Source organism: Pseudomonas umsongensis (genome assembly GCF_012647205.1).
GTDB classification, from domain to species: Bacteria; Pseudomonadota; Gammaproteobacteria; order Pseudomonadales; family Pseudomonadaceae; genus Aquipseudomonas; species Aquipseudomonas umsongensis.
On sequence record NZ_CP051487.1, the window covers coordinates 5,513,514 to 5,537,596 of the forward strand.

Annotated in this window: 27 protein-coding genes and 1 tRNA gene; 6 read left to right on the forward strand and 22 right to left on the reverse strand. The window is 57.9% G+C overall.

Features of this window, described 5'->3' with window-relative positions; genetic code table 11:
- Positions 1-75 precede the first annotated feature (75 nt).
- The 4 genes from HGP31_RS24855 to HGP31_RS24870 all read left to right on the forward strand — a co-directional run bounded on the left by HGP31_RS24855 (position 76) and on the right by HGP31_RS24870 (position 3,813).
- Complete coding sequence (locus tag HGP31_RS24855) at positions 76-1,452, forward strand: L-serine ammonia-lyase (RefSeq protein ID WP_168758852.1); 1,377 nt, start codon at positions 76-78, stop codon at positions 1,450-1,452.
- Positions 1,453-1,488: 36 nt separating this feature from the next.
- Positions 1,489-2,613, forward strand: coding sequence for a glycine cleavage system aminomethyltransferase GcvT (gene gcvT / locus HGP31_RS24860; RefSeq protein ID WP_033041496.1), 1,125 nt, complete (start codon positions 1,489-1,491; stop codon positions 2,611-2,613).
- A gap of 403 nt (positions 2,614-3,016) precedes the next feature.
- A complete protein-coding gene (locus HGP31_RS24865) occupies positions 3,017-3,229 on the forward strand; it encodes a cold-shock protein (protein ID WP_007977299.1) in 213 nt (70 codons plus the stop codon).
- A 95-nt stretch (positions 3,230-3,324) separates the two neighbouring features.
- Positions 3,325-3,813, forward strand: coding sequence for an RDD family protein (locus tag HGP31_RS24870; RefSeq protein WP_020798450.1), 489 nt, complete (start codon positions 3,325-3,327; stop codon positions 3,811-3,813).
- A gap of 134 nt (positions 3,814-3,947) precedes the next feature.
- Here HGP31_RS24870 and nadA read toward each other — a convergent pair whose 3' ends face one another.
- The 19 genes from nadA to HGP31_RS24965 form a co-directional block, all read right to left on the reverse strand.
- A complete protein-coding gene (gene nadA / locus HGP31_RS24875) occupies positions 3,948-5,006 on the reverse strand; it encodes a quinolinate synthase NadA (protein ID WP_008054654.1) in 1,059 nt (352 codons plus the stop codon).
- Between the two features lie 271 nt (positions 5,007-5,277).
- Positions 5,278-5,353, reverse strand: a tRNA-Lys gene (locus tag HGP31_RS24880).
- Between the two features lie 63 nt (positions 5,354-5,416).
- Positions 5,417-6,109 carry a 7-cyano-7-deazaguanine synthase QueC gene (queC, locus tag HGP31_RS24885; protein WP_020798451.1) on the reverse strand — a complete coding sequence of 231 codons (693 nt, stop codon included), beginning with the start codon at positions 6,107-6,109 and terminating at the stop codon, positions 5,417-5,419.
- A gap of 1 nt (position 6,110) precedes the next feature.
- Complete coding sequence (gene queE / locus HGP31_RS24890; protein ID WP_020798452.1) at positions 6,111-6,758, reverse strand: 7-carboxy-7-deazaguanine synthase QueE; 648 nt, start codon at positions 6,756-6,758, stop codon at positions 6,111-6,113.
- Positions 6,759-6,925: 167 nt separating this feature from the next.
- Positions 6,926-7,771, reverse strand: coding sequence for a tol-pal system protein YbgF (ybgF, locus tag HGP31_RS24895; RefSeq protein WP_033040435.1), 846 nt, complete (start codon positions 7,769-7,771; stop codon positions 6,926-6,928).
- Positions 7,772-7,777: 6 nt separating this feature from the next.
- Positions 7,778-8,275: a peptidoglycan-associated lipoprotein Pal gene (pal, locus tag HGP31_RS24900; RefSeq protein ID WP_003178634.1), complete on the reverse strand. Its 498-nt coding sequence runs from the start codon at positions 8,273-8,275 to the stop codon at positions 7,778-7,780.
- A 52-nt stretch (positions 8,276-8,327) separates the two neighbouring features.
- Positions 8,328-9,608 carry a Tol-Pal system beta propeller repeat protein TolB gene (gene tolB / locus HGP31_RS24905; protein ID WP_173667181.1) on the reverse strand — a complete coding sequence of 427 codons (1,281 nt, stop codon included), beginning with the start codon at positions 9,606-9,608 and terminating at the stop codon, positions 8,328-8,330.
- Positions 9,609-9,625: 17 nt separating this feature from the next.
- Complete coding sequence (gene tolA / locus HGP31_RS24910) at positions 9,626-10,723, reverse strand: cell envelope integrity protein TolA (protein WP_020798455.1); 1,098 nt, start codon at positions 10,721-10,723, stop codon at positions 9,626-9,628.
- Complete coding sequence (tolR, locus tag HGP31_RS24915; RefSeq protein ID WP_162276380.1) at positions 10,723-11,175, reverse strand: protein TolR; 453 nt, start codon at positions 11,173-11,175, stop codon at positions 10,723-10,725. Before tolR ends, tolA begins: the two co-directional genes overlap by 1 nt.
- 23 nt (positions 11,176-11,198) lie before the next feature.
- Positions 11,199-11,894, reverse strand: a complete 696-nt coding sequence (tolQ, locus tag HGP31_RS24920; RefSeq protein WP_007995636.1) for a protein TolQ — start codon at positions 11,892-11,894, stop codon at positions 11,199-11,201.
- Complete coding sequence (gene ybgC / locus HGP31_RS24925; RefSeq protein ID WP_033040440.1) at positions 11,884-12,351, reverse strand: tol-pal system-associated acyl-CoA thioesterase; 468 nt, start codon at positions 12,349-12,351, stop codon at positions 11,884-11,886. The genes tolQ and ybgC overlap by 11 nt, the downstream gene beginning before the upstream one ends.
- Positions 12,352-12,478: 127 nt before the next feature.
- The gene (ruvB, locus tag HGP31_RS24930; RefSeq protein WP_020798458.1) at positions 12,479-13,540 is read right to left on the reverse strand and encodes a Holliday junction branch migration DNA helicase RuvB; all 1,062 of its coding nucleotides are present in this window, start codon (positions 13,538-13,540) and stop codon (positions 12,479-12,481) included.
- A complete protein-coding gene (ruvA, locus tag HGP31_RS24935; protein WP_020798459.1) occupies positions 13,541-14,149 on the reverse strand; it encodes a Holliday junction branch migration protein RuvA in 609 nt (202 codons plus the stop codon).
- 114 nt (positions 14,150-14,263) lie between these two features.
- Complete coding sequence (gene ruvC / locus HGP31_RS24940; RefSeq protein ID WP_020798460.1) at positions 14,264-14,788, reverse strand: crossover junction endodeoxyribonuclease RuvC; 525 nt, start codon at positions 14,786-14,788, stop codon at positions 14,264-14,266.
- 158 nt (positions 14,789-14,946) lie between these two features.
- The gene (locus HGP31_RS24945; protein ID WP_020798461.1) at positions 14,947-15,693 is read right to left on the reverse strand and encodes a YebC/PmpR family DNA-binding transcriptional regulator; all 747 of its coding nucleotides are present in this window, start codon (positions 15,691-15,693) and stop codon (positions 14,947-14,949) included.
- A 128-nt stretch (positions 15,694-15,821) separates the two neighbouring features.
- Entirely contained in the window at positions 15,822-17,597 is a 1,776-nt protein-coding gene (gene aspS / locus HGP31_RS24950; protein WP_020798462.1) for an aspartate--tRNA ligase, read from the reverse strand.
- A 109-nt stretch (positions 17,598-17,706) separates the two neighbouring features.
- Positions 17,707-17,928 carry an FmdB family zinc ribbon protein gene (locus tag HGP31_RS24955; RefSeq protein ID WP_007977333.1) on the reverse strand — a complete coding sequence of 74 codons (222 nt, stop codon included), beginning with the start codon at positions 17,926-17,928 and terminating at the stop codon, positions 17,707-17,709.
- Positions 17,929-18,064: 136 nt separating this feature from the next.
- On the reverse strand, positions 18,065-18,403 hold the full coding sequence (locus tag HGP31_RS24960) for a ribbon-helix-helix domain-containing protein (RefSeq protein WP_020798463.1): 339 nt from the start codon (positions 18,401-18,403) through the stop codon (positions 18,065-18,067).
- Positions 18,404-18,659: 256 nt separating this feature from the next.
- Positions 18,660-19,130 carry a Dps family protein gene (locus tag HGP31_RS24965; protein WP_020798464.1) on the reverse strand — a complete coding sequence of 157 codons (471 nt, stop codon included), beginning with the start codon at positions 19,128-19,130 and terminating at the stop codon, positions 18,660-18,662.
- Positions 19,131-19,436: 306 nt separating this feature from the next.
- Between HGP31_RS24965 and HGP31_RS30750 the strand changes: the two genes are divergently transcribed.
- The gene (locus HGP31_RS30750) at positions 19,437-20,039 is read left to right on the forward strand and encodes a cold-shock protein (protein WP_020798465.1); all 603 of its coding nucleotides are present in this window, start codon (positions 19,437-19,439) and stop codon (positions 20,037-20,039) included.
- Between the two features lie 71 nt (positions 20,040-20,110).
- Here the strand turns inward: HGP31_RS30750 and HGP31_RS24975 are convergent, their stop codons facing one another.
- Both HGP31_RS24975 and HGP31_RS24980 read right to left on the reverse strand, forming a co-directional pair.
- Positions 20,111-20,317, reverse strand: coding sequence for a SlyX family protein (locus HGP31_RS24975; protein WP_007977339.1), 207 nt, complete (start codon positions 20,315-20,317; stop codon positions 20,111-20,113).
- Between the two features lie 3 nt (positions 20,318-20,320).
- A complete protein-coding gene (locus HGP31_RS24980; protein ID WP_020798466.1) occupies positions 20,321-20,746 on the reverse strand; it encodes an HIT domain-containing protein in 426 nt (141 codons plus the stop codon).
- A gap of 907 nt (positions 20,747-21,653) precedes the next feature.
- On the opposite strand from HGP31_RS24980, the gene HGP31_RS24985 reads away from it, so the two are divergent.
- Positions 21,654-22,982, forward strand: coding sequence for an OprD family porin (locus HGP31_RS24985; RefSeq protein WP_168758853.1), 1,329 nt, complete (start codon positions 21,654-21,656; stop codon positions 22,980-22,982).
- A gap of 208 nt (positions 22,983-23,190) precedes the next feature.
- Here HGP31_RS24985 and HGP31_RS24990 read toward each other — a convergent pair whose 3' ends face one another.
- Positions 23,191-24,033: a mechanosensitive ion channel family protein gene (locus HGP31_RS24990; protein ID WP_168758854.1), complete on the reverse strand. Its 843-nt coding sequence runs from the start codon at positions 24,031-24,033 to the stop codon at positions 23,191-23,193.
- Positions 24,034-24,083 lie beyond the last annotated feature (50 nt).

The following is a 24,083-nucleotide window of genomic DNA, read 5'->3' on the forward strand; positions in this document are numbered from 1 at the left end:
AGATCGCAGCCTGCGGCAGCTCCTACACAAAGCATCTCCCGTGAAACGCCTATAACAAGAAACCGGAGAACAACCATGTCGTTAAGCGTGTTCGACCTGTTCAAGATTGGCATTGGCCCCTCCAGCTCCCACACCGTCGGCCCGATGCGCGCAGCCGCACGTTTCGCCGAAGGTTTGCGCCGTGAAGGGCTGCTCACCGCGACCGCTTGCGTCAAAGTCGAGCTGTACGGCTCACTCGGCGCCACCGGTAAAGGCCACGGCAGCGACAAGGCTGTGTTGCTCGGCCTGGAAGGCGAACACCCGGATACCGTGGATACCGAAACCGTCGCCGCTCGCCTGCACGAAATTCGCGGCAATGGTCGTTTGAACCTCCTCGGCGAACACAGCATTGCGTTCAATGAGAAAGAACACCTGGCGATGATTCGCAAGCCCTTGGCCTATCACCCCAACGGCATGATCTTTCGCGCCTTCGACACCGCGGGTTTGCAAATCCGCAGCCGCGAGTACTATTCAGTCGGCGGTGGTTTTGTCGTCGATGAAGACGCCGCCGGCGCCGACCGCATCGTCGAAGACGCTACCCCCCTGACCTTCCCGTTCAAAAGCGCCAAGGACCTGCTGGGTCACTGCACCACCTACGGCTTGTCCATCAGCCAAGTGATGCTGACCAACGAAAGCGCCTGGCGCCCGGAAGCGGAAACCCGCGCCGGCCTGCTGAAGATCTGGCAAGTGATGCAGGACTGCGTCGCCGCCGGTTGCCGCAACGAAGGCATCCTGCCCGGCGGCCTGAAGGTCAAGCGCCGGGCAGCCGCGCTGCATCGGCAATTGTGCAAGAACCCCGAATCGTCACTGCGCGATCCGCTGTCGGTACTGGACTGGGTCAACTTGTACGCCCTGGCTGTCAACGAAGAAAACGCCAACGGCGGACGCGTGGTAACTGCCCCGACCAACGGTGCGGCCGGGATCATCCCGGCGGTACTGCATTACTACATGCGCTTCATACCCGGCGCGAACGATGACGGGGTGGTGCGCTTTCTGCTGACAGCCGCGGCCATTGGCATTCTGTACAAGGAAAATGCCTCGATCTCGGGCGCCGAAGTCGGCTGCCAGGGCGAAGTCGGCGTGGCCTGTTCAATGGCGGCGGCCGCCCTATGCGAGGTGCTTGGCGGCACCGTGCAGCAAGTGGAAAACGCCGCGGAAATCGGCATGGAACATAACCTCGGGCTGACCTGCGACCCGATTGGCGGGCTGGTGCAAGTGCCTTGCATCGAGCGCAACGCCATGGGCTCGGTCAAGGCCATCAATGCCGTGCGCATGGCCATGCGCGGCGATGGGCAGCACTTCGTGTCCCTCGACAAGGTCATCCGCACCATGCGCCAAACCGGCGCCGACATGAAAAGCAAATACAAGGAAACCGCCCGTGGCGGTTTGGCGGTCAACATTATCGAGTGCTGATGCGCGCTCATCTTCACACTTCTCCAGGAGCTGAATATGTCCACCGAACAACTGTTGAAAACGCCGTTGCACGCCCTGCACGTCGAATTGGGCGCGCGCATGGTGCCGTTCGCCGGCTATGACATGCCGGTGCAGTACCCGCTGGGCGTGATGAAAGAACACCAGCACACCCGCGAGCAGGCCGGCCTGTTCGATGTCTCGCACATGGGCCAGATTCGCCTGACCGGCGCCAATGCCGCCAAGGCACTGGAAACTCTGGTGCCAGTGGACATCGTCGACTTGCCGGTGGGCATGCAGCGCTACGCGATGTTCACCAACGAGACCGGTGGCATCCTTGACGACCTGATGGTCGCCAACCTGGGTAACGACGAACTGTTTTTGGTGGTCAACGCCGCCTGCAAGGACCAGGACCTGGCCCACCTGCGCAAGCACATCGGTGACCAGTGCACCATCGAGCCCCTGTTCGAAGAACGCGCCCTGCTCGCCCTGCAAGGTCCTGCCGCGGTGACCGTACTGGCACGTCTGGCGCCAGAAGTGGCAAAGATGACCTTCATGCAGTTCGCCCCCGTGAAACTGCTGGGCGTCGACTGCTTTGTCAGCCGCTCGGGTTACACCGGTGAAGACGGTTTCGAAATCTCGGTACCGGCCGCCAACGCCGAAGCCCTGGCCCGGGCCTTGCTGGCCGAGCCTGAAGTAGCGGCCATCGGCCTCGGCGCACGCGACTCCCTGCGCCTGGAAGCCGGCCTGTGCCTGTACGGCCATGACATGAACACCGACACCAGCCCGATCGAAGCCAGCCTGTTATGGGCCATCTCCAAGCCGCGTCGTGCCGATGGCGCGCGCGCCGGTGGCTTCCCTGGCGCAGAAAGTGTGTTCGCACAACAACAAACCGGTGTTACCCGTAAGCGCGTTGGCCTGCTACCGCAGGAACGCACACCTGTGCGCGAAGGTGCTGAAATCGTCAACGAAGCAGGCGAGATCATCGGCAGCGTCTGCAGCGGCGGCTTTGGACCGACCTTGGGTGGCCCTTTGGCCATGGGTTACCTGGACAGCGCCTACACCGCCATCGATACGCCGGTATGGGCAATCGTTCGTGGGAAAAAGGTGCCTTTGCTTGTAAGCAAAATGCCATTTGTTCCACAACGCTACTATCGCGGTTGATTGACTGTTCCTATAAGTAACGCGGTTGTGCTTACACTGCACTAATGTGTAACGCAACCGCCATAAAATAGTGCATCGTTTGGCTCTTAGCTTCGATTATGAACTTTGCTTATAACGATCGAAAACATCTGAACACCGTCAACGCATACGCCCGCGCTAGTTGTCAGTGGTGTCAGCAACCTGAGCAAATCCGGGGCCTCCAAAGGGGCTTGTTTTTTCTCCCGAAGTTGGCGTAGAGTTTGTTCACTGTGTTTGCATGGGTCGCTTGGAATCGTGACCTGGGCAGTAGCCTACAAGTTAGCTACATCCCGTTCGACGTCTTCTTACTCTCCTGCAACCAGCCCCAGTACTCTTTCATGAGAAAGAGACTGTCATTAATTTTTTGCGTCAAAGGAAATAAGAAATGTCCCAACGTCAGAGCGGTACCGTCAAGTGGTTTAACGACGAAAAAGGTTTTGGTTTTATCACACCTGAAAGCGGTCCGGATCTGTTCGTGCATTTCCGCGCCATCCAGGGCAACGGTTTCAAGAGCCTGAAAGAAGGCCAGAAAGTGACCTTCATCGCTGTGCAGGGCCAGAAAGGCATGCAGGCTGACGAAGTACAAGCAGAAGCTTAATCTTCTGTAACGAAAAAGCCCCTGATGCTGACATCAGGGGCTTTTTTGTGCGCGTAAATCCGTAAAATGGCTTCTTTTTGCGCCCAGAGGCTGCCATGTCGAAACACCTGCTCAAACCCCAGGGCGACTTCCCCGCCGTCGGCCTAGGTCGTCGCCTGGCAGCAATGTTCTATGACTTCCTGCTGTGCACCGCCCTGCTGATCGTCACCAGCGGCGTCTACAAGATGATCCAGATGGCGATCATCGGCGAAGAGAAAATGCGCACCCTGACCGAAGCCGGCGCGCTGGACGGTGATCCGCTGCTCTCGACGGTCTTGCTGTTCGTGCTGTTCGGCTTCTTCGCCAAGTTCTGGACCTATTCAGGGCAGACCCTGGGCATGCAGGTGTGGTGCGTACGGGTACAGAATGCCGATGGCTCATCCATCAGCCTGTGGCAGGCGCTGTTGCGCTTTGTAGTGGCGATCGCGTCGTTGCTGTGCGTAGGCCTGGGGTTCTTCTGGTCGCTGTTCGACAAGCAGAAGCGCAGCTGGCATGACATGTATTCCAACACCCAGCTGGTGCGGGTCCCGAAGAAGAACAAATAATTCAGCCATACGAAAACCACTGTGGGAGCGAGCCTGCTCGCGAAAGCGGTGTGTCAGTCACTATCAACTTTGACTGTTACACCGTCTTCGCGAGCAGGCTCGCTCCCACAAGTTTTTTTACTGAATGAGAGATCTCAGGCGTTGCCGGCCAGCTTCATCCGCGCCGCCTGGGTAAAGTCCAGCATGCGCTTGAGCGGCCGAATCGCCTGCGGAATCAACGCCGGGTCGACAAAGATCTCGTTCGTCCCTTCCTTCAAGCTCTTGAGCGTGCGCTCAAGGGTATTCATCGCCATCCAGGGGCAATGCGCGCAACTGCGGCATGCCGCGCCGTTACCGGCCGTTGGCGCTTCGATAAAGACCTTGTCCGGGCACAGCTGCTGCATCTTGTAGAAGATACCGCGATCGGTAGCGACGATCAGGGTCTTGTTGGGCAGGCTCTGTGCCGCCGCGATCAACTGGCTGGTAGACCCGACGGCATCCGCCAGCTCGATCACCGAGGTCGGCGACTCCGGGTGTACCAGGATCGCTGCATCCGGATACAGCGCCTTCATGTCTTCGAGCTGCTTGGACTTGAATTCTTCGTGAACGATGCAGGCACCGTCCCATAGCAGCATGTCGGCACCGGTCTGACGCTGGATGTAAGTACCCAGGTGCTTGTCCGGCCCCCAGATGATGGTTTCACCGTTATCCATCAGGCTTTCGACGATTTCCAGCGCGCAGCTTGAAGTCACCACCCAGTCCGCGCGGGCTTTGACCGCCGCCGAGGTATTGGCGTAGACCACCACCGTACGCTCCGGGTGCTGGTCACAGAACGCGGAAAACTCATCGACGGGGCAACCAAGGTCCAGCGAGCAAGTCGCTTCCAGGGTCGGCATCAGGATGCGTTTTTCGGGGTTGAGGATCTTGGCTGTCTCGCCCATGAACTTCACACCGGCGACCACCACCGTCTTGGCCGGGTGGGCGTTGCCGAAGCGGGCCATCTCCAGCGAGTCGGAAACACAGCCTCCGGTCTCTTCGGCCAGGGCCTGAATCACCGGATCGCAATAGAAGTGCGCCACCAGCACCGCGTCCTGAGCCTTGAGCTCGGCAGCGATGGCGGCACGATAATAAGCTTCCTCATCGGCGGTCAGCGGCTTGGGCTGCTTGGCGTCGAGGTGGGCTTGAACCAGAAGGCGTTCGGAAATCTGCGTCATGTTCGCAAGACCTGCAGGCGCATTCGCGCGAAAGTCGAGTATACACCCGGCTCCGGACCCAACAGGGTACCGCCGGGAAAGTGAGTATTGATCAGGCACGGACAGCGTTGAAGCTGCGCAAGGCTACAGAATATCGGCAGGATGCAAAAGATGATTCTGACCTGCGCCCTGCAGTGCAGCAAAGGAACAGGCGAGCGTTAAATCGCAGGCAAAAAAAAACCCGGAAATCCTCACTTGCGTGGGCCTTCCGGATTTTCTAAACCGCCAAAAATGGTGGGTCGTGTGGGATTCGAACCTACGACCAATTGGTTAAAAGCCAACTGCTCTACCAACTGAGCTAACGACCCGCTGTGTGGTGGCGCGTATAATACTGATTTTTAAGGACTATTCAACACCTATTTTAAAATAATTCAAAAATAAGGTGTTGGGTCGCTGATTCCGGCTGCCGCAAAGCCTTCTGCGCGCAGTCGGCAGCTGTCGCACTTGCCGCAGGCACGGCCGTTATCGTCGGCCTGGTAGCAGGAAACGGTCAGGCCGTAGTTCACGCCAAGCTTCACACCTGCCTGGACGATCTGTGCCTTGCTGAGGTTTTGCAGCGGCGCCTGAATCCGGAAGCCATTGCCTTCCACGCCTGCCTTGGTCGCCAGATTGGCCATGCGCTCGAACGATTCGATGAACTCGGGACGGCAATCCGGGTAACCGGAGTAATCCACCGCGTTGACGCCGATGAAGATATCCCGCGCACCGAGCACTTCCGCCCAGCCCAACGCCAGGGACAGGAATACCGTGTTACGCGCAGGCACGTAAGTCACCGGAATGCCCTCGCCCAACTCTTCCGGGATATCGATGCTGGTGTCGGTCAGCGCCGAGCCGCCCATTCCGTTCAGGTTAAGACCGATGACCTTGTGCTCGACCACACCCAGGTCGCGGGCAACGCGTTCGGCGGCGTACAGTTCGGCGTGAGAGCGCTGGCCGTAGTCGAAGCTCATGGTGTAGCAGCTATAGCCTTCGGCACGCGCCATGGCCACGACGGTTGCCGAGTCCAGGCCACCGGACAACAGGATGACCGCGCGTTTTTCGGCAGTGTTGAGTGGTTCAGTCATTTCAGCGCCCCGGCTCGTCATTCCAAAGATATTTGTGCAGCTGCAATTGCAGACGCACTGGCAGGTTGTCCGCCACCACCCAGTCCGCCAGGTCTCGCGCATTGAGATCGTGGTGGCTTGGCGAGAACAGGACTTCACCGGCACGCTGGTCCAGACCGTACTGGATCAGCTTGGACACGGACCAGTCATAGTCTTCACGCGAGCAGATGACAAACTTCACCTGATCGTTGGGCGTCAGCAGCTCGATGTTTTCATAGCGATTGCGGTGCGCTTCCTTCGAACCCGGGGTTTTCAGGTCGACAACGCGACTGACCCGGGAATCTACCGCCGAGATATCAATAGAGCCACTGGTTTCCAGTGACACTTCGTAACCGGCATCGCACAAGCGCTTGAGCAATGGAATGGCATTGGGCTGGGCCAGGGGCTCGCCACCTGTGACACAGACGTAACGCGGCCGAAAGCCGGCTACCTGCTCGAGGATATCGTCAAGGGTGCGAAGGGTCCCACCCGTGAATGCGTAGGCGCTGTCGCAGTACTGGCAACGCAGAGGGCAACCGGTCAGGCGCACGAAAACAGTGGGCAGGCCAGCAGTCCGCGTTTCCCCCTGCAACGAGTAGAAAACTTCGGTAATTCTCAATGTGTCTTGCATAGTCGCCACGGGCGTAACAGCTAAACAGGCTGTCCGCCTCCGTCAGGCACTTCAAGGAACCCCGGCAATGCGCAGGCCCCAAAAAGCGTGTTTCAGAAAATGGGCGTGAATTCTAACGAAAAAACCCGCGACAAGCGCGGGTTTCTTCGAAACGGGTCAAGCAGCCATTACATTTTTTGCAAGTCACGCTGGGCCAGCTGAGCGGCGGAAGTGCCCGGGTACTGCGACACAACTTGTTGCAAAATGCCTTTTACCTTGTCGGGATGACCCAGGCGGCGTTCTACATCAGCGAGCTTGTACAGCGAGTCAGGCACTTTGGCGTGCTTGGGGTACAGCTGCGAAACCTTGGCAAATGCCTGACCCGCACCTTGCAGATCGCCTTTGGCCAGGTTCACTTCGCCCAACCAGTACTGGGCATTGCCTGCGTACTGGCTGTTCGGGTACTTGCGCAGGAAAGCGGCAAAAGCCTGGCTGGCCTTGTCGAAGTCCTTGGCCTTGATCAGGTCGAAGGCAGCGTCGTAATAGAGCTTTTCCTTCGCCGGATCTGCCGGCTCGCTACCCGCGGCGGGTGCTTGAGCGGCAGCCGCTCCCGCACCTGCAGCTGCGCCAGCTGCTGCACCAGGGGCATTCAAATCGCCACCGGTGGAAGAATTCTCAGGAGTCGCGGCTGGTGCAACGCCGGTTCCTATGCGCCGATCAAGATCCTGGTATCGCTCCAGGCTTTCCTGCTTCATGCGCGCTACATCATTTTGCAGAACCTCGATCGCACCTTGCTGGCGCTCGATCTGTTGCTGCATTGATTGCAGTTGGTTGAACAGCTCGCCCTGTGCCGAGACAGGGGCCGAAACCCCTCCCCCGGCATAGGCGCCGTTCGTACCGTAACCTGCAGGCGGATAACTGGTCCCGCTATTGTTATAGCCGGAATCGTTTTCGACCACAGGAACCGCAGCCCACGCCGCAAGCGGCGCGAGACTGAGAGCCAGGACAGTTACAGCACGACGGCACGTTCGCATGACGAATTACTTACGCAGTTCGACGCGACGGTTTTGAGCCCAGGACTGCTCGTCGTTGCCGGTAGCAACTGGACGCTCTTCGCCGTAGGAAACCAGTTCCAGCTGAGCTGGGGAAACACCTTGCAGTACCAGGTAGCGCTGAACGGCTTTCGCACGACGCTCGCCCAGTGCCATGTTGTACTCACGAGTACCACGTTCGTCGGTGTTGCCTTCCAGAACAACGCGAGCGCCGTTTGCTTTCAGGTCTTTGGCGTGAACGTCCAGAGCGCGCATGGCTTCTGGCTTCAGGTCCGAACTGTCGTATTCGAAGTAGAAAGTGGTGATAGCGCGCAGTGCAGCTTCTTCGCTCAGGGAGCCGTCAACTGCACCAGTGTTTGCGCCGTAACCAGCGTTTGGATCTACCGCGCCTTCACCGGCATTGTCGCCGCCTTTGGACGAGCAACCTACAGCTACAGCCATGGCCAGTGCCAGCGCAGCAAATTTACCAAACTTCAGCATTTCCATCGTGAAACTCCTAATGAACCCCAGTGTGTTAAGTACAACGTATAGCGCCGCGTCAGTTCAGGTAAGGGGACCAGGAAGGTTCTCTGACTTCGCCTTGAGCGGTAGGAAGCGGGAGCCTTACGCGTCCATTGATAGACACGAGCATCAAGACTCCCCGGCCCTGCTGGCGGGTGGCGTAGATTACCATGGTGCCGTTGGGCGCGACAGTGGGCGACTCGTCCAGAGTGCTATCAGTGAGGATTTTTACGCTACCGCGTTGCAAATCCTGGGCCGCCACCTTGAAATTGGTGAAACCTTCCTGACGATGGATCATCACCAAGGTCTTTTCATCAGCCGACAGCTTAGGGTTGGCGTTGTAGTTACCGACGAAAGTCACGCGCTCGGCACCACCGCCACCCACGCTGGTCTTGTAGATCTGCGGTTTGCCGCCACGGTCGGAGGTGAAGTAGATGGTCGAACCATCCTTGCCCCAGAACGGTTCGGTGTTGATGCCCTGGCCGTTGGTAACGCGACTGATCTGGCGCGAGCCCAGGTTCATCACGTAGATGTCCGGGTTACCGTCCTTGGACAATACGAATGCCAGGCGATTGCCATCCGGCGACCAGGCTGGCGCGCCGTTCAGGCCTTCGAAGTTGGTGATCTGCTCACGGCGACCGGTGTCGATGTTCTGCATGAAAATGCGCGGACGCTTCTGCTCGAACGAGACGTAGGCGATACGCTTGCCATCGGGAGCGAAACGCGGCGACAGGATCGGCTCACGCGATTGCAGCAGGGTCACGGCACGGGCACCGTCATAGTCCGAACGCTGCAGCGTGTAACGGGTGTTCTTTTCGGAGAAGCGCTCGGCCGTCACGTACAGCAGGCGAGTCGAGAACGCACCCTTGATGCCGGTGAGTTTTTCGAACGACTGGTCGGCGATGTAGTGCGACATGTCGCGCAACTGATCGACGCTGCCCGACACGCTGCCGGTGAGCACTTGTTGCTCGGTGGCGACGTTGAACAAGGCGTATTGAACCTGCAGGCGACCGCCCGCTGGCGCAATGCTGCCGACCATGACGTACTGGGCGCCCAGCGCCTTGAAGTCACGGAAGATGATTTCGCTCGCCTGGCTTGGCTGGCTGATCATGTTCTGTTTTGGAATCGGCGAGTAGTAACCCGAGTTGCGCAGGTCGTTACCGATGATTTCCGCCATGTCGTCCGGCAGCACGCTGCCGCCCTGGTTGCCGAACGGCACGACTGCAATCGGAGTAGCCCGATCGCTGCCGCTGGTGACCAGAATGTTTTTCTCATCTGCCATCGCGATCCCTGCCATGCAGCAGATCACGACGAGCATTCCTCGAAGGAGGTTTCTCACGGGGCTAGATCCTCAGGTGTGAATGTCATCTTGAATGAACGATACGGAGCAAAATCGCTCGGCTTCATTCCCTGCATTTCTGTCAAACGTCCAATATTCTTCACTGCCGCTACGGCTGAAGCGTCAAACGGACCGTCGCCACTGGACTTGAGCACCTTGACCGAAGTCACCGTACCGTCCGGCAACATGCCGATTTGCAACTGAACCGTCATGCCTTTGCGGGCCGAAGGTGGACGAGCCCAGCCTTCCGCTGCACGCAATCGAATCAGATCATCGAAGCTGCCGGCGACTTCGTCGCCCTGCTCATCCGCCAAGGCCTGCTGACGCTGAGGCGTGTCGGAAAGCAAATCTGCCAAGGCCTGGGCCTTCTTGTCTTCGGCGGATTTACGCGCCGCATCCTGCGCTTTCTTCTTCGCAGCATCGGCAGCAGCTTTCTTCTTCGCTTCTTCGGCGACTTTCTTCTTCGCCTCTTCAGCTTCAGCTTTCTTCTTGGCGTCTTCAGCGGCTTTCTTCTTCGCGTCTTCGACGACCTTTTTCTTCGCTTCTTCAGCGGCCGCTTTCTTGGCCTCTTCTTCAGCAGCCTTCTTGGCTTCTTCTTCCGCTTTCTTCTTGGCTATATCAGCCAATTGTTTCTCTTCTGCCTTCTTGGCTTCGGCGGTCTTCTTCGCTTCATCGGCTTTCTTGGCTTCGTCGGCCTTCTTGGCCTCGTCAGCCTTCTTCGCCTCTTCAGCTTTCTTCGACTCGTCGGCCTTCTTGGCTTCCTCGGCCTTTTGAGCCGCTTCTTCTTTCTTTTGTTCCGCAGCCTTCACCGCTTCCTGTTCGACCTTCTTCTGCTCCAACTGCTCGACTTCGGTCTGGCGCGCGGCGGATTTCTTCGCCTCACCCGCAATCTTCTGATTGGTCTGGGTGGTTGCCTGACTTTTCGATTTCAACTGGTACAGGGTCGCCTGGACAATCGGCTTGGCCGGCGGCAACTCCGGAGTGAAGGCAAAACTGACAAACAGCATGCCGAACACCAGCACGTGCAAGCCAATCGCCCAGACACTAGGCCAGAAGTAGCTTTCCGAGGCGGACGGCTCTCGCTGTTGCTGCATCAGGGCGCCTCGGTAATCAAGCCAACATTACCGACGCCGGCTTTCTGCAACCCGCCCATCGCGCCCATGACAGACCCGTAGTCGACGCTCTTGTCGCCACGAATGAAGACCTGGGTACGCTTGCCGCCTTCGTTGCCCACGCGAATGATCTTGGTCACCGCGTCAGTCATCTGCGGCAGGGTCATGGCGCGGTCTTGTTGCTTCTCTGTATCGACTTCGCTGCCAAGGTTCCAGTAGTAGGTCTTGTCAGCCTTGATCGAAATGGTCAGGACCTGGGTGTTGTTGTCCTGCGGCAAGGCTTCGCTGGAAACCTTGGGCAGATCAACTTTCACGCCCTGATTGAGCATTGGCGCGGTCACCATGAAGATGACCAGCAGCACCAACATCACGTCGATGTAGGGCACCACGTTCATCTCGGCGACCGGCTTGCGCTTTTTGCGAGCTCGAGCGATTAAAGCCATTGGGAATTACCTGCTTATTCTTCGCTGGTGTGCACTTTGCGGTGCAGGATCGCCTGGAATTCGTCGGCGAAGGTGTAGTAACGGCCCAGCAAGGTTTCGCTGCGGGCAGCAAAACGGTTGTAAGCGATAACGGCTGGAATGGCGGCGAACAGACCGATCGCAGTGGCGATCAGGGCTTCGGCGATACCCGGCGCCACGGTGGCCAGGGTGGCTTGCTGGGCAGTCGCCAGGCCACGGAAGGAGTTCATGATGCCCCAGACGGTACCGAACAGACCGATATACGGGCTCACGGAACCGACGGTGGCGAGGAACGGCAGGCTCTGCTCGAGCTTTTCTTCTTCGCGGGAAATGGCAACGCGCATGGCACGGGCCACGCCTTCCATGACCGCTTCCGGGTCAACGCCTGGCTGCTGGCGCAAACGGGAGAATTCCTTGAAGCCAGCACGGAAGATTTGTTCGACGCCGGAATCCGGGTCCGGGTTGCTACCCGCCTGGCGGTAGAGTTTGGACAGGTCGATACCCGACCAGAAGCGCTCTTCGAAGCTCTCCAGGGCGCGTCGACCGGCACGCAGCAGGTTGCTGCGCTGAAAGATCATGATCCATGAGGTCACCGATGCGGCTACCAGGGTCAGCATTACCAGTTGCACCACGATACTGGCATTGCTGACCAGGCTCCACATGGAGGAATGGTCGACGACGTTAGCTTCCACGCTTTATCTCCTGCTTTGAGTGTGTACCCGCGCCGCTCACGGCGGCAAAGGCCGCTCGTAGAGCTTCGGGAATGGCCCGGGGTTTTAAACTTTCAGTGCGCACACAGGCCACCAGAAACTGCCCTTCACAGAGCAATACATCATCGGTGGCCCGTCTGACCTGCTGCTTGAAGCGCAGGCTGGCACGGTTCAATTCGACTACTTCAGCGCTTACCAACAGCTCGTCGTCCAGTCGCGCCGGCGCGTGATAGCGCGCTTCGCTGGAATGCACGACGAACAACAGGTCCTCCCCGGCAAGCGAAGATTGGGCAAAGCCCAGCTCTCGCAGTCGCTCGGTTCGAGCCCGTTCCATAAACTTGAGGTAATTGACGTAATACACGATGCCGCCCGCATCGGTGTCCTCGTAATAAACGCGACAACGATGTGCGAAAGGCTCAAGCCCGTTTTGCGCGCGCATACTCTAGTGCTTACTCCTCGGGTTGCCAATCCGGCCAGGCAACTGTTTTTCAATGTTCTGCGGCTTTCGTGCAAAAGTACGGTCCTGGGACCACACAATGCCCGAAAAAATCAGCTCGCAATGTTAATTAATCGTCCACGGCATCAGGAAACTCGTCTACCACGGGCATCTCGCCCAATCGTGACGGAATGTTTAAGCCGAAGTGCAGATACGCATGTCGCGTCACTACCCTGCCCCGCGGGGTACGCATGATGTAGCCCTGCTGGATCAGGTAGGGCTCCAGCACATCTTCAATGGTGTGGCGCTCTTCGCTGATGGCTGCGGCCAGGCTGTCCACCCCGACCGGCCCGCCATCGAACTTCTCGATCATGGTCAGCAACAGGCGCCGGTCCTGGTGATCGAAGCCACGCTCGTCGACATCCAGCAGGTTCAGGGCCAGGTCGGCGATTGGCTTGGTGATATGGCCCTTGGCACGAACTTCTGCGAAGTCACGCACCCGGCGCAGCAAGCGGTTGGCGATCCGCGGGGTACCGCGGGCACGCCGCGCGATTTCAAAAGCGCCTTCCGGATCCAGTGGCAAGCCAAGGATGTTCGCCGAACGGCTGACAATCGTCGACAGGTCGGCGTTGCTGTAGAACTCCAGGCGCTGGACGATGCCGAAACGGTCACGCAGCGGGTTGGTCAGCATCCCCGCCCGCGTGGTCGCACCGACCAGCGTGAACGGCGGCAAATCAAGCTTGATCGACCGCGCGGCAGGCCCCTCGCCGATCATGATATCGAGCTGGAAATCCTCCATCGCCGGGTACAGCACCTCCTCGACAATCGGCGACAAACGATGGATTTCATCGATGAACAACACATCGTGTGGCTCAAGGTTGGTCAGCAACGCTGCCAGGTCGCCTGGACGCTCGAGGACCGGCCCCGACGTGCTCTTGATCGACACGCCCATTTCCTGGGCGATGATATTGGCCAGGGTAGTCTTGCCCAGGCCCGGCGGACCGAAGATCAAGGTGTGGTCAAGGGACTCGCTACGCCCTCGGGCGGCCTGGATGAACAGTTCCATTTGCTCGCGAACGGTCGGCTGGCCGATGTATTCGGCCAGGCTGACGGGACGTATCGCGCGGTCCTGGACTTCCTCGCGATCACGGGGGGCACCCGTGGCAGCGATCAGACGATCAGCTTCAATCACTTAGATCATTCCCTTCAGGGCACGACGAATCAGGTCTTCGCTGCTCAAGCCTTTCTCCTTGATGGCGGAAATCGCCTTGCTGGCTTCCTGCGGCTTGTAACCGAGGGAGATCAGCGCACTGACCGCGTCGTTTTCGGCGGTATTGACCGGCGCAGGGGCATCCGGCTGGTTAGGCACCAGGGCAAACATGGCTGGTACGGTTTCCCAGGCCTTGAAGCGATCCTTGAGCTCCACCAGCAGGCGCTCGGCGGTTTTCTTGCCCACGCCCGGCACCTTGGTCAGCGCCGAGGTATCCTGGGACTGCACGCAACGCACCAGTTCGTCGACTTCCAGGCTCGACATCAAGGCCAGGGCCAGTTTCGGCCCTACACCATTGAGACGGATCAACTCGCGGAAAAAGTCTCGCTCACGCTTGCCGACGAAGCCATAGAGTAACTGCGCGTCTTCGCGCACGACCAGATGGGTGTGCAGCGTCAGCGGCTCACCGACCGACGGCAGGCGATAAAGCGTGGTCATGGGCACTTCCAGCTCATACCCCAGGCCGTTTACATCCAGAATCAGGTGCGGCGGCTGTTTTTCAGCCAGTGTGCCGCGCAAGCGTCCAATCACGTTACAGATCCTTGAGCGTTGACCAGCCCTGGGCCAGCGGCTGACAGAACAAGGGTTTTGCGCCGACAACCCAGGCGCATGCCCCTCATTCCAGAAAAATGATTGCTGATGCTATCAGAGACGCAAGCGCCCGCCACGACTGCGTGCCGCGCCCAGGCCATGGGGCAACAGGCTGGAGCGGGTGTGCGCATGGCAAATGGCAATGGCCAATGCGTCGGAGGCGTCGATTTGCGGTTTACTGGTCAGCTTCAGCATGTGCATGACCATCATCTGCACCTGCTCTTTGTTGGCTGCGCCGGTACCGACCACAGCCTGCTTGACCTGGGTGGCCGTGTATTCGGCAATTTCCAGGTTTTCTTCTGCGCCGGCCACGATGGCCGCGCCACGCGCCTGCCCCAGCTTCAGGGCGGAGTCGGCGTTGCGGGCCATGAACACCTTTTCGATGCCCATGGTCACCGGACCGTAGGTCTGAATGATTTCCCGTACACCGCGATAAACGATCTGCAGGCGCTCGTGCAACTCGCCGGCGCCGGTGCGGATGCAACCGGAAGCCACGTACTCACAGCCACGACCGGTATCGCGCACCACACCATAACCGGTAATGCGCGAACCGGGGTCGATACCAAGAATTAAAGTCATAACGCCTGTGAGTTAAGTAAAAGCACGCCATTAAAGACTGCGCAGAACAAATGTGGGAGCGAGCCTGCTCGCGAATGCGGACTTTCAGGCAGCATGGTTGCTGAATTTGAAGTCGCTTTCGCGAGCAGGCTCGCTCCCACACTGGATCGCAGTCGCCGTTAACCGAGCTGTGCGGCGACCGACTCCGGGATGTCCGCATTGGAGTAGACGTTCTGCACGTCATCCAGGTCCTCGAGCATATCGATCAGCTTGAGGATTTTTTCTGCGCCTTCCAGATCCAGTTCGGCACTGGTGGTCGGCAACATGACGATTTCTGCGTCATCACCTTTGAATCCGGCCGCTTCCAGCGCGTTGCGCACCGCATAGAATCCGGTGAACGAGGTGAACACATCGATAGAGCCGTCTTCGTTGCTGACCACGTCATCGGCATCGGCTTCCAGCGCAGCTTCGGTCAAGGCATCTTCATCGACGCCTGGCGCAAAGCTGATTTGCCCCTTGCGTTCGAAAAGATAGGCCACAGAACCGTCAGTGCCGAGGTTGCCGCCGCACTTGCTGAACGCATGGCGAACAGCCGCCGCGGTCCGGTTGCGGTTGTCCGTCATGCATTCGACCATCACCGCCACGCCGCCGGGACCGTAACCTTCGTAAGTCAGTTCTTCGACGTTGTCGGCTTCGGTCGCGCCAGCGCCACGAGCAATGGCGCGATCAATGATGTCGCGGCTCATGTTCGCACCAAGGGCCTTGTCCAGCGCCAGGCGCAGGCGCGGGTTGGAGCCCGGATCGCCACCACCCTGACGGGCCGCGACGGTCAGCTCACGAATCCACTTGGTGAAGATCTTGCCTCTCTTGGCATCCTGACGTTCTTTGCGGTGCTTGATGTTCGCCCACTTGGAATGACCTGCCATAACTCGCTCCGAATTCTCTTTGACACATTGCCCGCCCCGCTGCATCGCTTCGGCCGGCAAACAAAAATCTTGGATTGCTCTACATATGCAGAAAGGGCGCATCCGCAGATGCGCCCTTCAGGTGAACCTTACTCTGCCTTGGGCGTTTCGCGCAGACGAATGTGCAGTTCACGCAATGCCTTGGCATCGACCTGACCCGGCGCCTGAGTCATGACGTCCGCCGCGCTCTGGGTTTTCGGGAAGGCGATCACTTCACGGATCGACTGGGCACCGGTCATCAACATCACCAGGCGGTCCAGGCCGAAGGCCAGGCCACCGTGCGGCGGCGCGCCGTACTTCAGGGCGTCGAGCAGGAAGCCGAATTTCTCTTCCTGTTCCGCTTCATTGATACCCAGCAGACGGAAGACCGACTGCTGCATCTCTTTGCGGTGAATACGGATCGAACCGCCACCGAGCTCGGTACCGTTCAATACCATGTCGTAGGCACGGGACAGGGCGCCAGCCGGGTTGGCTTCCAGCTCTGCCGGGGTGCACTTCGGCGCGGTGAACGGGTGGTGCAACGCGGTGAAGCTGCCGTCGTCGTTCTCTTCGAACATCGGGAAGTCGACGACCCACATTGGCGCCCACTTGCAGGTCAGCAGTTCCAGGTCGTGGCCGAGCTTGATACGCAGGGCACCCAGGGCTTCGCTGACGATCTTGGCTTTATCGGCACCGAAGAACACGATATCGCCATCGACCGCACCAACGCGATCGAGGATCACGTTGAGGTTGGCTTCGGGAATGTTCTTCACGATTGGCGATTGCAGGCCTTCGACGCCTTTGGCGCGCTCGTTGACCTTGATGTACGCCAGGCCCTTGGCACCGTAGATACCGACAAACTTGGTGTAGTCGTCGATCTGCTTGCGCGGCATGCTTGCCCCGCCTGGAACGCGCAGAGCGGCGATGCGGCATTTAGGATCGTTGGCCGGGCCGCTGAACACCTTGAAATCGACTTCCTTGAGCTGGTCGGCAACGTCCACCAGTTCCAGCGGGTTACGCAGGTCTGGCTTGTCGGAACCGTAGCGGCGCATGGCTTCTTCGAACGTCATGTGCGGGAACTCGCCGAATTCCAGACCCAGCACTTCCTTGAACAGGTTGCGGATCATTTGTTCGGTCAGGCCCATGATCTCTTTTTCATCGAGGAAACTGGTCTCGATGTCGATCTGGGTGAATTCCGGCTGACGGTCGGCACGCAGGTCTTCGTCACGGAAGCACTTGGCGATCTGGTAGTAGCGATCGAAGCCAGCCACCATCAGCAGCTGCTTGAACAGCTGTGGCGATTGCGGCAGGGCAAAGAACGAACCGGCGTGGGTACGGCTTGGCACCAGGTAATCACGTGCGCCTTCAGGAGTGGCGCGGGTCAGGATCGGCGTTTCGACGTCGAGGAAACCGTTCTCGTCCAGGAAGCGACGGATACTGGTGGTCATGCGTGAACGCAAGCGCAGCTTCTCGGCCATTTCAGGACGACGCAGATCCAGGAAGCGATAGCGCAGGCGGGTTTCTTCGCCGACGTCGGAAAACTCGTTCAGCGGGAACGGCGGGGTTTCCGACTCGTTCAGCACTTCCAGCTCATAGCCCAGGACTTCGATCATGCCCGACGCCATGTTGGCGTTGGTGGCACCGGCCGGACGCAGGCGAACCTTGCCGGTGATCTTCACGACGTACTCGCTGCGCACGCGATCGGCGGCGGCGAAGGTTTCAGCGCGGTCCGGATCGAACACCACCTGGGCCAGACCATCACGATCACGGATATCGAGGAAAATCACCCCACCGTGGTCACGGCGACGGTGGACCCATCCGCAAAGGGTAATTTCCTGGCCGTCCAGGCTTTCGTTCAGTTGGCCGCAATAATGGCTGCGCATCATGGTAGTGGTTTCACTTCTCGTAATTCGACATTCGTTTGGAGCTCCTGCGCCGATCCGCTGGCGGATGACGCAAGAGCTCGCGCGTGTGGTTCAACTCAGGCCCTGAAACCTAGTCAGCTTTGTCGCCGCCGGCCAGGTTCTTCTTGGAACCGGTCTTGAAATCGGTCTCGTACCAGCCTGTGCCGCTGAGGCGGAAGCCTGGCATGGACAGCATCTTCTTAAGCTCTGGCGCCTGGCACGCAGGGCAGTCGACCAACGGTGCATCGCTGATCTTTTGAATGGCTTCCAACTGATGACCACAGGAAGCACATTGGTAATCGTACATCGGCATGGGGGTTGTCTCGGCGATCAGATTGCTACCGCGCACGCTGGGTTTTGCGGCAAAGAGCGGGATTATATCCATTAAATGCAGCCTGTGCAGCCGTAAGACTGCACAGATCGACACGCTGCCCTTTGATACATCAGGTTCAAGCCAGAACCGGGCAACGCCCCTCCTTGCGACTGTGGACAACACAGACCACCCGCACCAGCCCGCTGAAATTTCTCACCCCGCCATGACGCAAATGCACTTGGCGATCGACATGGGACAGCAACGCGCTGACCGAACAGCTATTGACCCTGGCCATGTCGGCTAAAATATCCCAATACACCTGCTCAAGCCGCAAACAGGTGGCAAAGCCATTCAATCGCACCGATCGGGACAACGGCCGGGCCAACCCCATATCGAACTCACTGACAAATGGATCGACCGTTATATCCTTGGTCTGCCCGCCCCGCCCCTCAGCTCTCCTGCCTTCATATTCCATATCGCTGACACTCCTTTGCCATTTGCGGTTTCTATAAGAGCAATGTGAGTGCTTATAAAAACGCCAGGGCAAAGTTATAGCCAGATGACTTTATGACCATCCGCGTAGGATAAGCCAACAACGGAAGGCGGATGAGGGAGAGCGTCCTAGTCCGGCACTTTTCCTACAGCAACGAGCGAAGATTCGCTCAAGCAACTGGGTGCCATTCTGACGAAAAGGAGCGCGCGAACAACAATGCCATCCACGCGCCGATGCCTCATTGATCCAAGAGTGCGCGCAGCATCCACGCGGTTTTCTCGTGGACCTGCATGCGTTGGGTCAGCAGGTCAGCCGTAGGCTCGTCGCTGACCTTTTCGAGCAACGGGAAGATCCCTCGGGCGGTGCGCGTGACAGCCTCCTGGCCCGCCACCAGCTGCCTGATCATGTCTTCGGCAGCCGGCACACCCTCTTCCTCCTTGATGGAAGACAAGCGCGCATAAACGGAATAGGCGCCCGGGGCCGGGAACCCGAGCGCGCGAATTCGCTCTGCAATCGAATCGACCGCCAAGGCCAACTCGTTATATTGCTCCTCGAACATCAAATGCAGGGTGCGAAACATCGGGCCGGTGACGTTCCAATGGAAGTTATGGGTTTTCAGGTAAAGCACATAGGTGTCCGACAGCAGACGAGAAAGTCCGTCGACGATGGACTTGCGATCCTCTTCACTGATACCGATATCGATTGCCATGTTTTTCCCCTAAAGGTGATGAAGTTCATCCAACAGGTGCAGGACCACTCTAGCAAGCCTGTCGCCAGGCTGCAGCCCGCAAGCCTCGGCGGGCGACAGCAAGGGCCGCGATGAACCGCTGGACTCCTTGATTTGAGTAGCCTGCAGCTTTGCTGTTAAATAGACCGCGTGTCGTCAGTGCCTATTTTTTCGGGTGCTACGCATAGGCTGATACCGGGCACGTGTCCAACGCCTCTTATTTATTCCGAAGCGAACCGTGCGCCATCAGCTCTTCCTTGTGAGCTGTCTTAACGTGAGTTAATCAAAATGTTGAAAATCGTCCACCTGCTGATAGGCGCAGCGGCCTTGCTGCTGTCCTTCTTCCCTAGCCTGCGATCCGAAGCCCTGCCTTACCTGCAACAACCCGAGGCGCTGTACCTGGCCTTTTTCGGCCTGCTCAACCTGACACTTGCTCCAGTTATCCCTTACTGGAACAAAGGCCCGCGCCATCAATTGCAGAATCTGGTCAGCGCCCTGCTGGTGTTGGCTGTCGTCCTGCAAACCCTGACGCTGATCGCAGAGATTTCGGTCATTGCCGGTCAGCCTGCCGTGCTGTTCAGCCTGGTTGCAGCCCTGATCGCTGTTGCCCTGCACCTGGCCATCAGCTTCTACAAATCGTCACCGGCCGCCGCTTCGCCTAGCTATGACATGAGCAACCGCGATACCGGTACCGTCAAGTGGTTCAATACATCCAAAGGCTTCGGCTTTATTTCCCGCGACTCCGGCGATGATATTTTCGTGCACTTCCGGGCCATTCGCGGTGAAGGCCATCGCGTTCTGGTCGAAGGCCAGCGCGTCGAGTTCTCCGTCATGAATCGTGACAAAGGCCTGCAAGCCGAAGACGTCATCGCCGCCCTGCCGCGACGCTGATCAACGGCAACAAAAAAACCGCGAACGAGTTCGCGGTTTTTTTATGCCTGCGTTTCTTCCAGCGCTACTACTTAATAATGCGGCGGTGGCGCTTCTTCTTCGAAAGACTCGAACTGGCCGACCATTTCCTCTTGCCGCTTGAGGAGCGCGGCCATTTGCAGCTGCAGGCGCTCGACAACCCGCTGCTGCGCCACCAGGACATCATTCAATGCCTGGATGGTGTCATCCTGAAACGCCAGGCGGCTTTCAAGGTCGGTGACGCGCTCTTCAAGGCTCATGATTCAACCCTCCTCAAACTTGAAATCATCGGTCAACACCAGACGCAGCCGTTCGCGAATCGCCTCGACCTGCTCTGCACTGTAAGGTTTGGCCGGGTGCTTGCCCCAGATAGGTGCCGGCCAGGCCGCGTCTTCATGCTTGCGCACGATCACATGCATGTGCAACTGACTGACCACGTTGCCCAGGGCAGCGACGTTCAGCTTGTCGGCATCAAACGAGTCCTTGAGCAATTCTGCCAACGAGGTCGTTTCCTGCCACAGCTGCTGCTGATCGGCGACACTTAACTGAAATATCTCGCTGATATCGTCCCTGCGTGGCACGAGGATGAACCAGGGATAGTTCGAATCATTGGACAGCAGCAACCGACAAAGCGGGAAATCGCCAATCGGTAGTGTGTCTTGTTGAAGTCGTGGATCTAAAGCGAACACTGCACATACTCCCGCCAGGTCATCATTATTCAGCTTAGCGCCCATCCAGAGAGATCGTACGCCAAGCCACTGGACGGCAGGATACCTTGCCAGCTTTGCAGCGAACCACCGCCCACGCTGTTCGAGGATCCAAAAATGGTACATGCGCGCCCCGAGATGAGACATTTCCTGCGAAAAAGCACCAATATAGAACTAATGGGCTGCAAAAAACGCGGAAATGACCAGAACGCTACGACCCGCCCACACCACCTAAAAACTCCGACTGTTTGAATTCAGTACAGTCATTGAAATTTTTTGCACCAAAACCGCACAGTACGTCTACGCTAAGTGCTTCGCATATCCGCCATTTACTCACTGGCGGGGTGAACCGGTAACGCTTTTGCATGTCACGCGGCCAGACATGGAGGTCAAACACGATGCCCACCCCTGCGTCAAGCCTGAAATAAAGCAGCATGAGCCCCCCGGTTTTATGAGGTTTTTACCGCTTCAAGCAGCCAGACAGAAAAAAACATCGATGGAGTTCTGATTTGTGCACGCTTGTTGCATTGATACCCACATCGTCTATAAGGCACCGCGGGAAGCGGCCAGCCTCAAGACCAAAAAAAAACAGTGGCAGGGTAGCCCGATGGAGATTCAAACGTTTCACCAGGGACTCTTTTTATCGATGCGCCAGTCCAGAAAAACAGCATTAAAGTTGTCAGTACGGTTGCATCGGGGCTGTAAATTTGCGACATCTAGCTAGCCGTTTACGACAGGGTCGTAAAGAAGCTGAAAGGATAGATGCGCAAGTATCGCCAACATTGTCGGCGTGATATAAGTTTGCGCCGACACAAAAAGAAAGAGCCGCCCAGATAATAAAACAGGTGGAGCGGCAGTACTCTTCTAAAAACCAAAGGAGCAAATCACGATGCGCGTGATGAAGTGGAGCATGATCGCACTGGCTGTTGCAGCTGGTACCTCGCAGTTCGCAGTGGCGTCGTCCCAGGACGAGTCCAAGGGTTTCTTCGGCGACCAAAGCCTGAAACTCAAAACCCGTTTTGAGTACATGAACCGCGACTACAAGAACGGCGCGAGCAACCCATCGAGCGGCACCGCCGGCTATCGTCAGGACTCCGGTCTGAGCCAGTTGCTCACTTACGAGTCGGGCTTCACTCAAGGTACTGTTGGTTTCGGCCTCGACGCCATGGCCATGGGCGCAGTGAAACTGGACGGCGGTTCAGGCAAGCGTGGTAACGGCCTGTTCGCTAACGACAGCGACGGCAACCCGGAAAAATCCCAGGGCAAGCTGGGCGGTGCAGTGAAACTGCGCCTGTCCGACACCGTCCTGAAATACGGCCAGCAGTTCGTTGCCAGCCCAGTGTTCGCGACTGACGACAGCCGTATGCTGCCGGAAGTGGCTACCGGTACCCTGATCACTTCCAAGGAAATCAAAGGCCTGGAAGTAAGCGCTGGTCGCTTCACCGCGCTGAGCAAGCAAACCGGTATGGCCCGTGACAGCATCGGCGGCCTGCCAGATGAAGACGGTTTCCACTCCAAGGGCCTGAGCGACGGCATCAACATCTTCGGTGCCAGCTACGCCTTCACCGATAACTTCACCGCTGCCGTGGCTGCGTCGGATGCTGAAGAGTACTTCAAGAAGTACTACGTCAACATGAACCTGACCGTGCCGATCAACGACGAACAGTCGCTGAACTTCGACCTGAACGGTTACAAAACCAAGGGCGACAAGCGTGGCGACCTGGTTGACGCAATCGGCGACGGCACCCTGGGTGTGGACAACAACCTGTGGTCCCTGGCAGCTGCCTATAGCCTGGGCGCTCACAAATTCACCCTGGCCTACCAGCAGTCGAGCGGCGACAACGCTTACTACTACGGCGTTGACGGCAACAGCACCATCTTCGTATCCAACTCCATTCAGATCTCCGACTTCGTGGGCCGCGAGGAGAAATCCTACCAAGCTCGCTACGACCTGAACATGGCGCAATACGGCGTTCCTGGCCTGAGCTTCATGACCCGTTACGTAATGGGTGACAACATCAAGACCAACGGTCTGGGTGAAGGTAAGGAAAACGAGTGGAACCTGGAGTCCAAGTACGTCGTACAGGAAGGTCCAGCAAAAGACCTGTCGTTCCGTGCACGTTTCGCCAACTACCGCTCGAACGGCGCGTACAGCGGCTACTCGTCTGACGTCTACGACACCCGCCTGATCATCGAGTACCCACTGAGCATCCTGTAATCAGGGTGTAAGTAGGCAACTGCGTAGATCAAGAACCGCCCACCTTTTCAGGTGGGCGGTTTTTTTATGCCTGCCATATGTCAAACACTACAGCAAGCAACTTCCGCGCATAACGTTAATACTTTTTTCAATGAACTGATCAATAGTCACAAAAAAACCCGAGAGACTATTAATCTCTCGGGTTTATGTATCCATTAACAAAACAGGCTTACTGTACGGCCGCTTCCTGAACCACACGAACTACACGCTGTGGAAATGGAATGTCAATACCCGCCGTTTTCAATCGGTCACGGGACTGTTCGTTAAACATGAACATCACATCCCAGTAATCCGCTGTTTTCACCCACACACGCAGGGAAACGGTGATTGAACTGTCACCCAGGGTCGAAATGACTGCTTGCGGTGCCGGGTCGTCCAACACGCGCGGATCCTTGGCCAGTTCCAGCAAGACTTCACGAGCCTTTTGCAAATCCGCTTCGTAATCGACACCCACATCAAACACCACCTTGCGGGTCGGTTGACGGTTGGTGTTGGTGATGATGCCGTTCGACAGATTGCCGTTAGGCACGATGATGGTCTTGTTATCGCCGGTGCGCAGCACGGTGTGGAAGATCTGGATGCTGTCGACGGTACCCGCTACGCCTTGGGCTTCGATCCAGTCACCGATACGGAAAGGACGGAACAGCAGAATCAGCACGCCGCCAGCGAAGTTCGCCAGGCTGCCCTGCAACGCCAGGCCAATGGCCAAGCCAGCCGCACCGATCGCCGCCACGAACGAAGTGGTTTCCACACCAATCATCGACGCCACGCTGACGACCAGCAGGATCTTCAGAATGATGTTCGCCAGGCTGCTGATAAAGCCTTGCAGCGCAAGATCAGCGTTACGCAGGGCTATCAGGCCACCGAGCTTGTGCGTGACCTTGTTGATCAACCACCAGCCGATAGCCAGGGTAATCACTGCCAGCAGCACACGGCTGCCATATTCCATGATCATCGGGATCCAGGACTGGGACACCTTGACCAGGTTGTCTACTTCAGCATTTAAGTCCATCTGCTTTCTCCTGCATTTTTCCGGCTACCCGGCACGCGAAAAATAAAGCG

Coding starts and splice junctions, on each gene's coding strand:
- HGP31_RS24855 (WP_168758852.1), top strand. CDS start 76: ATGTCGTTAAGCGTGTTCGACCTGTTCAAGATTGGCATTGGCCCCTCC.
- gcvT (WP_033041496.1), top strand. CDS start 1,489: ATGTCCACCGAACAACTGTTGAAAACGCCGTTGCACGCCCTGCACGTC.
- HGP31_RS24865 (WP_007977299.1), top strand. CDS start 3,017: ATGTCCCAACGTCAGAGCGGTACCGTCAAGTGGTTTAACGACGAAAAA.
- HGP31_RS24870 (WP_020798450.1), top strand. CDS start 3,325: ATGTCGAAACACCTGCTCAAACCCCAGGGCGACTTCCCCGCCGTCGGC.
- nadA (WP_008054654.1), bottom strand. CDS start 5,006: ATGACGCAGATTTCCGAACGCCTTCTGGTTCAAGCCCACCTCGACGCC.
- queC (WP_020798451.1), bottom strand. CDS start 6,109: ATGACTGAACCACTCAACACTGCCGAAAAACGCGCGGTCATCCTGTTG.
- queE (WP_020798452.1), bottom strand. CDS start 6,758: ATGCAAGACACATTGAGAATTACCGAAGTTTTCTACTCGTTGCAGGGG.
- ybgF (WP_033040435.1), bottom strand. CDS start 7,771: ATGCGAACGTGCCGTCGTGCTGTAACTGTCCTGGCTCTCAGTCTCGCG.
- pal (WP_003178634.1), bottom strand. CDS start 8,275: ATGGAAATGCTGAAGTTTGGTAAATTTGCTGCGCTGGCACTGGCCATG.
- tolB (WP_173667181.1), bottom strand. CDS start 9,608: ATGCTCGTCGTGATCTGCTGCATGGCAGGGATCGCGATGGCAGATGAG.
- tolA (WP_020798455.1), bottom strand. CDS start 10,723: ATGCAGCAACAGCGAGAGCCGTCCGCCTCGGAAAGCTACTTCTGGCCT.
- ybgC (WP_033040440.1), bottom strand. CDS start 12,351: ATGCGCGCGCAAAACGGGCTTGAGCCTTTCGCACATCGTTGTCGCGTT.
- ruvC (WP_020798460.1), bottom strand. CDS start 14,788: ATGACTTTAATTCTTGGTATCGACCCCGGTTCGCGCATTACCGGTTAT.
- HGP31_RS24945 (WP_020798461.1), bottom strand. CDS start 15,693: ATGGCAGGTCATTCCAAGTGGGCGAACATCAAGCACCGCAAAGAACGT.
- aspS (WP_020798462.1), bottom strand. CDS start 17,597: ATGATGCGCAGCCATTATTGCGGCCAACTGAACGAAAGCCTGGACGGC.
- HGP31_RS24955 (WP_007977333.1), bottom strand. CDS start 17,928: ATGCCGATGTACGATTACCAATGTGCTTCCTGTGGTCATCAGTTGGAA.
- HGP31_RS24960 (WP_020798463.1), bottom strand. CDS start 18,403: ATGGAATATGAAGGCAGGAGAGCTGAGGGGCGGGGCGGGCAGACCAAG.
- HGP31_RS24965 (WP_020798464.1), bottom strand. CDS start 19,130: ATGGCAATCGATATCGGTATCAGTGAAGAGGATCGCAAGTCCATCGTC.
- HGP31_RS30750 (WP_020798465.1), top strand. CDS start 19,437: ATGTTGAAAATCGTCCACCTGCTGATAGGCGCAGCGGCCTTGCTGCTG.
- HGP31_RS24975 (WP_007977339.1), bottom strand. CDS start 20,317: ATGAGCCTTGAAGAGCGCGTCACCGACCTTGAAAGCCGCCTGGCGTTT.
- HGP31_RS24985 (WP_168758853.1), top strand. CDS start 21,654: ATGCGCGTGATGAAGTGGAGCATGATCGCACTGGCTGTTGCAGCTGGT.
- HGP31_RS24990 (WP_168758854.1), bottom strand. CDS start 24,033: ATGGACTTAAATGCTGAAGTAGACAACCTGGTCAAGGTGTCCCAGTCC.